Here is a 12,537-nt window from a genome sequence, read left to right as displayed (position 1 = left end):
AGCCATAATGAATTTTCTCTTTTGATTGGAATTCTGAATATAAATTAATATAATTCAGCTAAATTATAACTACTCAATTAGATTTTAAAATCAACTCAAATTAACTCTAAATTCGGCTTCTATGGAAGCCTCACCCCACCTATGAACAATTTCTTTCTATATACAATTGGTTTCTCTCAATGGAGTTTCATTCGAACATAAAAAAAGCGCTCACTTTCGTGAACGCTTTATCTTACGTTATGAGTGCTAACAGAGGCAACGTCCTACTTCCACACCCACTCGCTTCTCCGCTTCCGCGGGCGAAGAGCCCTGAGCCTTGCTCCCTATGGGTCGCAAGTCTGTCATTTCGCGAAAAATCTTTTTCTATTTACTATTGGGTTTGCTCAATGGATTTGATTTTGTACATAAAAAAAGCCAACCTCGTAAGTCAGCCTTTTCTCTATTTACAATCCAATCAAAATCCACCCGGCAACAATGCCGGAAAAAATAGAGCAAGACACCTTGCTCTATTTTTGAGGCAGCGACCGCTACTGCGAGTCGCGGACGGTAGCCGGCTCACATAGAGCTCTACAAACAAAAAAAGCGCTCACTTTCGTGAACGCTTTATCTTACGTTATGAGTGCTAACCCGGCAACGTCCTACTCTCCCATTGAGCGAACCCAATAGTACCATCGGCGATGAGAAGCTTGACTTCCGTGTTCGGAATGGGAACGGGTATGGCCTTCTCTCCATAATCACCAGGAGTAATTACCATGTGTACGGAAGAGAGTAGGAAGTCAAACCTTTATAGAAGAAAAGATTGCGTTTTTTTGGAAAACAAAAAGCATTTCCTTATGGCTAATTTGTCAGAACCACTTGTTCAAACAGAAAAATTTACGGTTATGGGACTTCGTATCAGAACATCCAATGCCCCTGGAGATGCAGAAGTCAAAATTCCAGCCATTTATTCCAAATTTTATAAAGAAGACATTCCTAAAAAAATGGAGATGTTACGAAAGATAGATCCTCTGTTTGCCGTATATTCTTCCTATGAATCAGATGAAAATGGTGCGTATGATTTTTTGTTAGGTTATGCTGTAGATCCGAATGCAAAACCACTCCCAGGGATGGAACTGATTCAAATTGCACCACAAAACGGCCGTTATTTTGCAATCCAACCAGGCCCACCTGAAGAAGTTGTTCCTAAATTTTGGGCTGAAATTTGGAACCATCCAGAGATACCTAAAATTAGAAGTTTTCAAACTGATTGGGAAGAATATTCGGAAGCAGGGATTCGAGTTTTTTTATCTACTACTTAGTTATTTGATCCAAGTTCAGCTATTTTAGTTTCGATACACGAAGAAATTTTGCCAGAACTTCCCTCTTCTAAAGTTTGGTATTGATTCTTTTCTACCTTAACCATCTTCACTTTGATCGTACCCCCAATAAAATCGGAAATTTCAGGATCATTTGTTTCCATTAAGGTAAGTGTAAAAGAACAAGGTCCATTCCAAACAATTTTTTCTTTGAGATACATCGAATTATATTCTTGTACTTGGTATGTTGCAAATCGTTTAAAACGGGAGTTATGTCCCGACTGACATTTGTTATCAAAAATACCTGTTAGGAATTTGGAACATTTATTGATGGCAGGTTGATTCAACTTTGGGTGTGCAGCATCAATTGCTTGTAAATAAGATAGGAAAATGAAAATGGCAATCCAATTCTTCATATAACAGGTACTTCGCTTGGTAGATTTGTGATCGATTGTCTGTTTTTTTCGATAACGTAAATTCTCCAATCGGTGACCACCCAAACCCATATCCCAACAAACAAAGCAGTTGAAATCCATAGTCCAATGGTGGCACCTGGGATGAGTAAAAAATCTACCACCCCGTGTTGCAAAACAGCAAGTACGAATCCAAAAATGACAATCAATCGTTTAGCACCCACATCTTGTTTTAAGTTACTCTTTAATAAGAACATAGAAAAACACAAATTGATCAAAAGATGGATATTGGAGGAATGAATGGTTCTTGCGATAAAAAGATTTAATTTTTTTTCTTCTGGTTCACGGAAGATATAATGTGTGTTTTCGACGAAGGAAAATCCCATTGCCACAAATCCGCCAAATAAAACAACACTCGGCGAAAATTCTTTTGTTTTACGATCATATCCCAAAACGAAAGACAAAACCATAATAAAGAAAATTTTGAACGTTTCTTCGGTGATTCCTGCTTGGATAAACGCTAAATGAGCAGTTTGTGTGAGTAAACTTACCTTTTTTTTCGGAGAAAAATCTGTCTCTGGCCAAAGGATGGGGTGTAATCTTAAAATTAAATCAGTAGATAGCCAACCAAATACCAAGGCAAAGAGAATTCCGATGACTTCTTGCCACCCTTTTTTTGGCTTGTAAGCTTTCCAAATGACAACTGCCCATGGAAACACTGTGGCCGCACCAATCAAATAATCAAAGGCTCCCATTTCTTTCATTCAGATATCTCTTCCATATAACGGCCGTCAAATAAGTTGATCATTTCTTTTTGTAAAGGTGTAGGAACAAACTCAGGGTCAATGGGTCCATTCCAGAATAGTTCGGTAACACGAATGTCACTTTTGGTCCCTGGTGGTGGCATGAGAGGTCCCAAACTTTCCACAAGTTGTAAGGTTCTTAAGTCTTGGTCTGGGTAATCAGATGCTTCCACAAGTTCTACGTCTATGACATCACCATCTTGTGTGATTGTATACGCAACAACACTCGAATAAGGATGAGGAGCTTTGGCCCAGTAGTCCATATAACTTTCAGGAATCCTCATTTTTGCGGAGATATAATTGGAATAAGTGGGAGGAACTTTTTTTCCACGGATTTTTTTGATATAACCTTTCACAGGTCCGTTATCTGCTACCTTCTCATTGGAAATTTTTTCACCCTTTTCCTTGTTTTCGGTTTCGTTTCCGGTGATGACTCCCCCATTCAAACCTTTCGTATCATCGGGGACATTTGGATCGATGAAATAAAACTCCATCTTCTCAGGTCGAAAGTGGTCATTTTTTTGTGCAGATTGTTCCTTTTTTTTACCACGTTGGATACTAATAGGAATTAGGAAGACCAAACAAAGTAAAACCAAGTGGAAGAGTAATGAAAGTGGTAAGACATTTCGAAATCCTTTTCGTAGTCCTGGTTTAAAAAAAGGTTCTGATTCACCATCTTTGTCTTTTTTAATTCCTAAATTTTCTAAACTGAATGACTTCTCTAAAATCATGGCAGAGTAAAAATACAATCCCACTAGTGCAGCGACTGAAAAAGCCGCATACGCAATGTTTTGTGAAGAAATAAAAAAATCTTTGTCGGGAATTCCTGGTTTTAATCCAAAACCTGCGAGGAACTGAATCCCAAAAATTGGACTGATATACGAAAAGACCCAAACCGCAGAAAACAAGTATAATAACAGAGTTAGGAATAAAATGGGAAATCCACGCCAATATTCATAAACATAAATATGACCAAACCCAGGTAATAATTGATCACGGAACTTTGCTTTTTGTTTTATGAAAAGTTCTAATCGAAGTGGAAACTTTCCTTCAGTTTTAACAGCTTTTTTCCAACTTTCACGAATGCGAATTCCTTCCATATAACGAAGATAAGGTTTCGCAAGTAGTGAAGGGATTTTGTTTCGATTAAAACTAAACAATAAAATACAAACTGAAATCGAATAATTAAATACAAACTGGTGAACATCGTAAAGAGGTGCAAGTGGCGATAAATTCTTTTGTGGGTTTAGAGATTCGGTAATGTATAAAAATAAATATTGGAATACGAGTGCAAGGACGAGCACAAGCAAAATGGTATCAAATTTAGAATCTCGAATTCGCATCTCAGTTCGGATTTGAGAACTTGGAAAGTCTCTGTTGGCGCGAACCTGTCTTACCGATTCTCGTTTACGATTCCGAAAATGGCTGTGAAAGTAATTGGATAGAAGGAGAAAAAAACAAAAAATAAAGAATCCTAACTTCAAACGGAAGGTTGTTCCATCCTGCGCTAAATAAGCATTGATCATTCCCTCCCATTCCATACTGGAACGATGTAATAACTCAACAGGGTAAAACAAAATCCAATTGAGAATGTAAACTGTGATGACCGCGATTGCTCTTAAGCGGAGGCGAAATTCCTTAGGGAAAGCAAAGAGGATACCAAAGGCTAAAAAAGGTCCCAAACTGAAAAGCGGAGAGAGCCAAAGGAAAAACGTTAAGGACTTTTTCGCCCAGGGTGAGAGGTATTGAGAGTTTGCCGAATCCATTCTTTAGTCTTATCTCAAGGAAAATACTTTGAATTTTCATGGAAAACAAAAAATTTGGCGGATATGGCACAGCCGAAAGAGAAAGAAGAACAGTCGCTTAAACCCATAGTCGCAGTCTCCAAGAGAAGAGGCTTTGTTTTCCCAGGATCCGAAATTTACGGAGGCCTCTCCAATACCTTTGACTATGGTCCAAATGGGATTGAAGTCCTTAATAATTTAAAACGCCTTTGGTGGGAGTATTTTGTCCACCGTAGGGATGATGTATTGGGACTCGACTCTTCTATCCTCCTCCACCCTCGTGTTTGGGAGGCTTCTGGCCATATTTCCAATTTTAATGACCCACTGATGGACTGCAAAAAATGCAAAACCCGAGTGCGTGTGGACAAATTTTTAGAGGATAAAGAAGGAGAAGGTGCGGCAACTGGGAAAAGTTTAGAAGAATTAACAAACACAATCCGCGAAAAAGCTTATGCCTGCCCTACTTGTGGAACCGTCGGTAGTTTCACCGATGCAAGACAATTCAATTTGATGTTTAAAACTTCTCATGGTGCTTCTGAAGAAGGAGCGACTGACATTTACCTTCGTCCAGAAACGGCCCAAGGGATTTTTATCAATTTTAAAAATGTAACTCAAATTGCGCGGAAAAAAATTCCCTTTGGAATTGCTCAAATTGGGAAATCATTCCGTAACGAAATCATGGCACGCCAATTTATTTTTCGCACTCGTGAGTTCGAACAGATGGAGATGGAATTTTTCTGTGAACCTGGAACCCAAAAAGAATGGTTCAAGTATTGGGTAGACTACTGTATGGACTGGCTTGTGAATGTAGTCGGTTTAAAAAAAGAAAACCTACGAGTGAGAGAACATGAGAAGGAAGAACTTTCCTTTTATAGTGATTCCACAAGTGACATCGAATACAAATATCCATTTGGTTGGGGAGAACTTTGGGGCATTGCTTCCAGAACTGATTATGACCTAACCCAACATGAGAAATTTTCTTCTGAAGATTTGAAGTATCACGACTTAGACCAAAAGAAAAAATACCTTCCCTATGTTGTCGAACCAGCACTTGGACTCAACCGCTTCTTCTTAGCCGTGTTATGTGATGCTTATGAAGAAGAAAAATTAGAAAAAGATGACATTCGAACTGTATTGCGTTTTGGAAAACGAGTGAGCCCCATGAAGGTTGCGATTTTCCCATTGATGAAAAAAGACGGACTTGATGCCAAAGCAAAAGAAATTTATGCAGACTTAAGAAACCATTGGTATGTTGACTATGATGAAAGTGGTGCGATTGGAAAACGTTACCGCCGCCATGATGAAATCGGAACTCCATTTTGTATCACAGTCGATTATGATACCATGAGTGATGGGACCGTTACCATTCGTGAAAGGGATTCGATGAAACAAGAAAGAATTCCAGTTTCTGAACTCAAATCTTACCTCATCCAAAGAATGGTATAGTTGATCCGAGATCTTATAGAATCCGATAGAAACCAAACCATCGAACTCGTGAATCAATTTTTCCGAAAGGTAAACGAACTCGAGTTAGATGGTCTATTCCACATTCGTCCTCGTGCTGCCACCAAATTCACTGATATCTATTTTAAATTGATCGGTACTGGGAAAGTGTACATGCGTGGATTTTTTGTGGAAGAGGAACTTGTTTCACTCGTCATTGGTAGGATTGAAGAAAAACCTCACCTCGAAGAAGAAAGAAGTCTCTTCATTGACCTTGCTGTCACCAAACTAGGAAAAAAGAAAAAGGGGTATATGACAGAACTCTTAAAAGATGTGGATCTTTGGTGTTTGGAAAAAAACATTCCCGCCATTGAACTCCGAGCCATTTTAAAAAACGAAGAAGCTGTCAAATTTTGGAACAAGTCAAGTTTCGAGCCGTTTTACATCCGTTACCGCAAGCGAGTTATTAATTCATAAACAATCATTTCTTACTACCAACTTCCAGAACTCCCTCCTCCTCCAAAACTTCCTCCGCCACCACCACTTGAACTAGAACTTGAGCTGGTTCGATAGGAACTTGATGAACTTGTATAACTAGAAGAACTTGAACTTGATGAGTAAGAGGAATAGGAACTACTGTCACTTTCTTCCCAAATTGTATAAAAGAAATGCAAAATAAGTAAGGTAAAGTAAGACAAGAAAAAGATCGCTACCGAAAAGTGATCACTGAATCCGAGGATACATTCAATGGAAAACCCAAAAGTCCAAACTAGAGAAATGAGTCCATATTTCAAAGACCTAGTCTTCCAAGATTTCACATGAATTGAATTTGCTAAGACAAAACCCAATACCAAACAACAAAACCATTGGAAACTTTGGAATAAGGTATTATAATCAATTTGTTTAGCTATGTTTTCATGGGATTGGCCAAAAAAGTATAATCCATAAATGACAGACAACCATAAGAGAAAACAGATTCCATATCGGATGGCATGTTTTTGGAAGACTGAAATGGAAAATCCATACAAGGTAAAAAGAATAAGCCCTTGGTAATAGACTATGTAAAAAATTGATTTTTGGTTCAGAAAGGAATTAATACTAAACCATAAGCTAAGGATGGCAAGGGTATGGAAAAAAAGTCCACTGCCAGTAAAACCTAATTTTTTGGCAAACGCCTTGTAGGAAGTTATCAATACTTCATCTAATGCGAGTTTAATGACCAAAAGGATGGATCCAATGACACCAATGATCCAAAAGAGGACAATCCATTCGGTATGAAAACTGAATTGTAAAAATGGGATCCAAAAAAGAAGCGAAAGGATCGAATAGAGATACGATAACAAGTCCCAACGCCCATACAATAGATATAAATTGAATGCGATCACCCCAAAGCAGAAAAAATAAAAAACTGCATCTGGTAAGAAGTAGATAAGTCCTGATACGACAACTCCACCATACAATACATCCAACCAAATTTTACGTTTGAATTTTTTCCTATCAGTCAAAAGGAAATATACGATACCAGCAACTACGATCACAACGATCGAAATTCCAATGTTTGTTACTGTATTGTCATTGGAAATAGTTGTACCGATGCCATCTGGAAAATTCGTTTGTAAATTGGGATTGGAATCAGCATCTCCAAATAGTATCAATGCAATTGCATCATAACCAAGCAGAATCCCGTTTGGAATATCTCCTTTTTTGAATTCGGGAATCATGATGTTTTTGATGATTCGATTGCACAATGCGTCTGTTAAAGTTTCCTCTAATCCATAACCAACTTCTATCCTTACCTTACGATCACCTACCGAAAGGAGCACTAGCACCCCATTGTCTTTTCCTTTTTGGCCAATTTTTGATCGTTCTGCGACTTGAAGGGAATAAGATTCTAAATTTTCTCCCACTAAACTTTCAATGATGTATAAAAATACTTGTGCGCCAGTTTTTGATTCGATTTCGGATATAACCGATTGTAAGTGAGTGATCTGTGAGGGACTTAAGATTCCAACTTCATCCGTGATGGGCGAAGTAAGGAGTTTGGGTTCTTTTGCAAGCACTGGTGTCAAACAAATGAGATGAACCAAACAAATTGTGAAAAGGAATTGGAAGCTAAATTTCGGATTCCATAACATAGGGCTTAGACTCTACCAAATTTTCCGTATTTGACAAGTAGTGTTTTCGAGAGTATTTATGATTTCAATTTTGCAAGTCTGACCATCCGAAAGATGGGTCCCATTACACTTTTGAACAATGGGAAATTGGAAAGTTTGATGAGTTTAAAAGTCAGATCCAAAGAATCATGGATCATCAATTTTGTGTTTTGAAATGATTTGGTAGGATCACTTAACCAAAAAAACAATATCCCCATTTGTTGCATCCAAAGAAGATCAGGCAAAACTTTACTCAAGTCCTCTCGTAATTTTGTATTAGAAGTCATCATCGCAAGACGTATGATTCCTACAGCTTCTTCACGTAAACTCTCACTCTCAGAACTAAATGGTGATAGAGGATAGGTTGGATCTCCAGCTTGTCTTGCAAGGACCTGTAAGAATTTTTTATGATGGGAAAAAAGCTCTAATTGTGTTGTGACGATAAACTTATAACGCGCCTTAAAATCTTTTGTTGTTTTGAAAAACAATTCCGATTGTCTGATCAATTCCTTCTGAGAACTTTTATAGAATTCTAATACCAAAGCTTCTTTGGATTGGAAATGGTAATAAGTAAGTCCCAATGAAACTTTGGCTTCCTTTGCGATCATTCGCATTGTAGTTGTCTCATACCCTTCTTTTTGAAATAGGACAATTGCCGTTCGAAAAATCTTTTGTTTGGTTTGTTCCCTTTTTGTGAATGTTTGATTCACCCCTAGTTTGAGTTGTACGTTCATAGAGTTTGGCATTGTATCGTTTGGTCTAATTAAATTGAGAACAGAATGTCCGATTTCCAACGAATTGAACACGTTCAAATTGTTGGCACAACATGTTTCTCTTTTTGAACATGTTCAATTATGACATTTTTTTACCATTTTTTTATTTGTCATAAAAAAATTTTCTTGCCCCACTTAAGTCAAATTGACACAATTTTATCTTAGAAAATTCAGAGGTGAAATATTTATGATTCGAAAAAGTCTTTTGGCCTTTTTTGTGACTGCCATGATGGCAACCCCAGTTCTTGCGAGTTCTGGTTCTTCTTCTAAACCACTTGCGGGAACCTACCCGATCATTTTATCACATGGCCTTTTTGGATGGGGCGAAAATTCTGGTGGGATCATTAGTATTGTCAACTATTGGGGTGGAACAGATGACTACCTCAGAAGCCAAGGAGCTACTGTATACGCTCCATCAAAAACAGCAGCTAACTCCAATGAAGTGAGAGCAGCTGAATTAAAAGCCGCTATCTTAACTTATGCAGCAGCCACTAACTACTCTGGCAAATTCCATATCCTTGGCCACTCCCAAGGTGGTCTCGATAGTCGTTATATGGTTTCCAACTTAGGACTTTCCAGTCGAGTGGCAACCCTCACAACACTCAATACTCCTCATTATGGTTCACCAATTGCAGATATCATTAAAACTGTCCTTCCAGGTTGGATCCAACCATTTGTGGCAAGCATTGTAGAAACACTTGTGAAAGTAGTTTATGGTGGAACCAACCAACAGAATGCACTTGCAGCTTTATCTTCTCTTACCAAAGAAGGTTTATCTACATTTAACTCTTACACTCCCAATCAATCAGGTGTGAAGTATTTCTCGTATGGTTCTTATATCACCCTTCCTGATTTAATCCAACACCCACTGATGGGAATTTTGCACCCTGCATGTGCTGCTGGTGGACTTTTCCAAGGACAAGGGGCAACAAATGATGGTCTTGTTCCACTTTCTTCTCAAAAATGGGGAACTTGGAAAGGAGGTCCCTCTTACGGAATCTTTACCACTGGAGTTGACCATTTACAAGTGTCGAATACACTTCGATCTGGAAGTTTATGGTATGATGTAGAAGGATTTTATATGAATATGGCTTCCAATATGAAGGCGAACCAATAATCTACTTCTGTTAATTTTTTAGAAAACCTAAGGCTTTGCCTTGGGTTTTTTTGTTTTCAGATCCCATTTTCTAACCTTTACTTTACTTCACCACTATCTCTATGCATACAAAATACCTTCGTTTCGTAAGTTTCGGCGCCATTGTTATTATCTTTGTATTTGTGATCTATCAATTCACAAAACCGAATGATTTTGGATCTTCCAATGAAGAGAACCCAAATGACAAAGCTGAGTCTTTTTTTCGCACCCAAAGTGATGGTTTTTCCGTGGATCCTTTTTATTTAGAATCAGCGAAATCAATTTTTTCACCCGATGGTCAGTTTTTGCGATTTGACGAGATCATCGCTAAAGCAAAGTCAGGTGATCTAAACTTAATTTCTGAATTATGGAACTTACGCCGGCAATGCCCAGAAGGTAGCACAAGGGAACAATGCCACGAATACATCAAAGCTTTTATACAAAATGAGTATTCTGGTGAAGATGCAAAAAAACTATTAAACTTACTTACCAATTATTTGAAATACGAAGAAGCCATGGTACAATTAGATCCTAGTTCCAAGTCTTTCACGAATGCCGAACGTTACGAACAAATCAAACAACTGAGAAGGAAGTATTTTTCCAAAGACGATGCAGATCTGATATTTGGATTGGAAGAAGCCACTGCCGATTTTAGTTTTAATCGAAAGAATTTTTTAGAGGAAACTAAAAACCTAAAAGCGGACGAACGAATTCGATTGTACGAAGATTATCGCAAAAAATCCTTTGGTAATTATTACAACGCCGTAGTGAATCGTGAACCACAATATGATAAATTTGAAACGGAAATGGACCTCAGACAAAACGAATTGGTCAAACTCTCAGGCACAGAACGCGAATCAAAAGAACGTGAAGTACGAATTCGTTATTTTGGGAAAGATGGTAATGACCGAATGGAAAAAGTTTTGAGAGAAATGAAAGAAGAGGAAGAAAGAATTTCAAAACTAGAAATTGAAGAAAAAAACTTACTCAAAAACAATCCAAATTTATCAAATGCGGAAAAAGAGAAAAAATTGATGGAACTTCGCATTAAAACTTTAGGTAACAAAGAACTCGCAGAAGAATACACTCGTCGATTGGAATATGAGAATTCACTCAAAAATTCCGGGAATTAATTCCCACTTCACATACCTTGTATTAGCTGCAATATGTTTTGCACTCTCACTTGAGCCCTACGGTTTTGTCACCGCAGGGTTTTTGAGTGTGTTATTCATTCTCCTCGTCACAAAAGAAATCATTCGAGTGGGAACATTCCGATTTGCGATTCATTGTACAGTTCTATTTTCCTTTTTGGTAACTTGTACTTCATTTTATTGGATGTGGAATGCGATCAAAAATATTTCTGCACAAGGAAACTTTGTTACATGCATTCTCTTTTTATTGTACGCGATCCTTTCGTATTATAAAATTGGAGTAGTATTTTTTTCTGCTTATTTGATTCACAAATATCGTTTGGTAGGTGAAACAAAGTTTTATCTCTTGATTTTCCCTTCTCTGTTTCTCATTTCAGATTGGCTCTGCCCAATGATTTTTCCTGTGTATTGGGGTGATCTGTTCCGAAACCAAATCCTTTGGCGACAAATGGCACGTTTTGGTACCGAGGTGCTTGGTGTAGTTTCCGTTGTATCTGTATCTTTACTTTACCTGATGGTCAGCCATAAAATTTCAAATTGGAAAGAATCAGTTTTATACTTGGCCCCAATTCTTTTCATTTTCTCTACCAATTTATATTTTTTGGCAGAAACGATCCCATCAGGGAAAAACCTTCATATGGTTTTAGTCCAACCAAACACACCATATGCGAAAAATGAAATCAGAGAAAACTTTGATTTTATGACAAAAACCTTGCAAGATGTGTATAATCTTTCAGAGGAAGCTATACGCAATGCACCTAAACCAATTGATGTGATTGTATTACCTGAATCTTCCATTCCTTTTTTAGGCACCTTGGCATCCGAACATACAAACTCTACGTATAGCCAAAGTTTTGTCGATATCACAACAAATCTTGTCAAGAAGGCAAATTCCCCATTACTTTTTAATGAACTCGTCTGGGATCAAGGATCCAGAAATTCATTTAGCACCTTGCATCCGATCACCTTACAAACAGATAGGCGATTCAAACATATCCTATTGCCATTTGGAGAATACCTTCCTTTTGAAGAAACACTACCTTTCTTAAAAGAATTATTCCCTGAGGTAAGCCACCATATCCCAAACAACGAATTTACTTCTCAAACCATTCAAACCAAATCCAATGAATCTGTAGTATTGACTCCTCTTATTTGTTATGAAGTTTTGTATCCAGAATTTGTCAGAAGTATGGTAAAACGTTCCCCTTCAGAACTGATCATCAACCTCACAAATGATTCATGGTTTGAGAGCCAGACGGAAACAAAACAACATGCTGGAGCGGGAAGGTTACGAGCCATTGAATCAGGTAGGCCCTATGTTCGAGCCGCTGTATCTGGTATGACAACAGCCTATGATCCTTGGGGAAGAGAGATGATGGGGGAAATACCGATCTTTCAAAAAGCTATCGCCTACTTTGATGTGGTGACCGTTCCCACTCAAAGAAAGACTCCTTATTTGCAAATTGGCCCCTATCCTTGGAGGTTCATGGCTCTTTTTGGCTTATTTTTTGCATTTTTCACGAGTCCTAGAGCATTCCACTCGTATAAAAAGAAAAATGAAATTGAAATTTAGCATAGGATAGAAAG

Annotated in this window: 11 protein-coding genes and 1 rRNA gene; 6 read left to right on the top strand and 6 right to left on the bottom strand. The window is 37.9% G+C overall.

Annotated elements, in window-relative coordinates; all coding sequences use genetic code 11:
* Nucleotides 1–625: 625 nt before the first annotated feature.
* A 5S ribosomal RNA gene (rrf, locus tag ND812_RS07080) occupies nt 626–742 on the bottom strand.
* 91 nt (nt 743–833) lie between these two features.
* Here rrf and ND812_RS07075 point away from each other — a divergent pair.
* A complete protein-coding gene (locus ND812_RS07075; RefSeq protein WP_265374874.1) occupies nt 834–1,298 on the top strand; it encodes a GyrI-like domain-containing protein in 465 nt (154 codons plus the stop codon).
* On the opposite strand, the gene ND812_RS07070 is transcribed toward ND812_RS07075, so the two are convergent.
* Genes ND812_RS07070 through ND812_RS07060 form a run of 3 tightly spaced genes read right to left on the bottom strand, consistent with a single transcriptional unit; the run spans nt 1,295 to nt 4,277 of the window.
* On the bottom strand, nt 1,295–1,711 hold the full coding sequence (locus ND812_RS07070; RefSeq protein WP_265374873.1) for a hypothetical protein: 417 nt from the start codon (nt 1,709–1,711) through the stop codon (nt 1,295–1,297). The genes ND812_RS07075 and ND812_RS07070 overlap by 4 nt on opposite strands.
* On the bottom strand, nt 1,708–2,472 hold the full coding sequence (locus ND812_RS07065; RefSeq protein WP_265374872.1) for a PrsW family glutamic-type intramembrane protease: 765 nt from the start codon (nt 2,470–2,472) through the stop codon (nt 1,708–1,710). The genes ND812_RS07070 and ND812_RS07065 overlap by 4 nt, the downstream gene beginning before the upstream one ends.
* Nucleotides 2,469–4,277, bottom strand: a complete 1,809-nt coding sequence (locus ND812_RS07060; RefSeq protein ID WP_265374871.1) for an energy transducer TonB family protein — start codon at nt 4,275–4,277, stop codon at nt 2,469–2,471. Before ND812_RS07060 ends, ND812_RS07065 begins: the two co-directional genes overlap by 4 nt.
* A gap of 63 nt (nt 4,278–4,340) precedes the next feature.
* Here ND812_RS07060 and ND812_RS07055 point away from each other — a divergent pair, with 63 nt between their 5' ends.
* The gene (locus ND812_RS07055) at nt 4,341–5,741 is read left to right on the top strand and encodes a glycine--tRNA ligase (RefSeq protein WP_265374870.1); all 1,401 of its coding nucleotides are present in this window, start codon (nt 4,341–4,343) and stop codon (nt 5,739–5,741) included.
* The gene (locus ND812_RS07050) at nt 5,742–6,215 is read left to right on the top strand and encodes a GNAT family N-acetyltransferase (protein ID WP_265374869.1); all 474 of its coding nucleotides are present in this window, start codon (nt 5,742–5,744) and stop codon (nt 6,213–6,215) included. It abuts the gene before it with no gap.
* Between the two features lie 14 nt (nt 6,216–6,229).
* Here ND812_RS07050 and ND812_RS07045 read toward each other — a convergent pair whose 3' ends face one another.
* Together ND812_RS07045 and ND812_RS07040 are read right to left on the bottom strand one after the other, a co-directional pair.
* Entirely contained in the window at nt 6,230–7,873 is a 1,644-nt protein-coding gene (locus ND812_RS07045; protein WP_265374868.1) for a TPM domain-containing protein, read from the bottom strand.
* Nucleotides 7,874–7,929: 56 nt separating this feature from the next.
* A complete protein-coding gene (locus tag ND812_RS07040; RefSeq protein WP_265374867.1) occupies nt 7,930–8,625 on the bottom strand; it encodes a TetR/AcrR family transcriptional regulator in 696 nt (231 codons plus the stop codon).
* A gap of 226 nt (nt 8,626–8,851) precedes the next feature.
* On the opposite strand from ND812_RS07040, the gene ND812_RS07035 reads away from it, so the two are divergent.
* The 3 genes from ND812_RS07035 to lnt all read left to right on the top strand — a co-directional run bounded on the left by ND812_RS07035 (nt 8,852) and on the right by lnt (nt 12,523).
* Nucleotides 8,852–9,781 carry an esterase/lipase family protein gene (locus tag ND812_RS07035; protein ID WP_265374866.1) on the top strand — a complete coding sequence of 310 codons (930 nt, stop codon included), beginning with the start codon at nt 8,852–8,854 and terminating at the stop codon, nt 9,779–9,781.
* A 101-nt stretch (nt 9,782–9,882) separates the two neighbouring features.
* A complete protein-coding gene (locus ND812_RS07030; RefSeq protein ID WP_265374865.1) occupies nt 9,883–10,932 on the top strand; it encodes a lipase chaperone family protein in 1,050 nt (349 codons plus the stop codon).
* On the top strand, nt 10,901–12,523 hold the full coding sequence (gene lnt / locus ND812_RS07025; RefSeq protein ID WP_265374864.1) for an apolipoprotein N-acyltransferase: 1,623 nt from the start codon (nt 10,901–10,903) through the stop codon (nt 12,521–12,523). Before ND812_RS07030 ends, lnt begins: the two co-directional genes overlap by 32 nt.
* The last annotated feature ends 14 nt before the right edge of the window (nt 12,524–12,537 follow it).

This window comes from Leptospira limi, assembly GCF_026151395.1.
GTDB classification, from domain to species: Bacteria; Spirochaetota; Leptospiria; order Leptospirales; family Leptospiraceae; genus Leptospira_A; species Leptospira_A limi.
The sequence above is the reverse complement of the archived record's forward strand: the minus strand, read 5'-3'. Positions and strand labels throughout refer to the sequence as shown.

Bases quoted from the DNA above. Each gene is read 5' to 3' on its own strand.
- ND812_RS07075 (WP_265374874.1), top strand. From the start codon at position 834: ATGGCTAATTTGTCAGAACCACTTGTTCAAACAGAAAAATTTACGGTT.
- ND812_RS07070 (WP_265374873.1), bottom strand. From the start codon at position 1,711: ATGAAGAATTGGATTGCCATTTTCATTTTCCTATCTTATTTACAAGCA.
- ND812_RS07065 (WP_265374872.1), bottom strand. From the start codon at position 2,472: ATGAAAGAAATGGGAGCCTTTGATTATTTGATTGGTGCGGCCACAGTG.
- ND812_RS07060 (WP_265374871.1), bottom strand. From the start codon at position 4,277: ATGGATTCGGCAAACTCTCAATACCTCTCACCCTGGGCGAAAAAGTCC.
- ND812_RS07055 (WP_265374870.1), top strand. From the start codon at position 4,341: ATGGCACAGCCGAAAGAGAAAGAAGAACAGTCGCTTAAACCCATAGTC.
- ND812_RS07045 (WP_265374868.1), bottom strand. From the start codon at position 7,873: ATGTTATGGAATCCGAAATTTAGCTTCCAATTCCTTTTCACAATTTGT.
- ND812_RS07040 (WP_265374867.1), bottom strand. From the start codon at position 8,625: ATGAACGTACAACTCAAACTAGGGGTGAATCAAACATTCACAAAAAGG.
- ND812_RS07035 (WP_265374866.1), top strand. From the start codon at position 8,852: ATGATTCGAAAAAGTCTTTTGGCCTTTTTTGTGACTGCCATGATGGCA.
- ND812_RS07030 (WP_265374865.1), top strand. From the start codon at position 9,883: ATGCATACAAAATACCTTCGTTTCGTAAGTTTCGGCGCCATTGTTATT.
- lnt (WP_265374864.1), top strand. From the start codon at position 10,901: ATGAGAATTCACTCAAAAATTCCGGGAATTAATTCCCACTTCACATAC.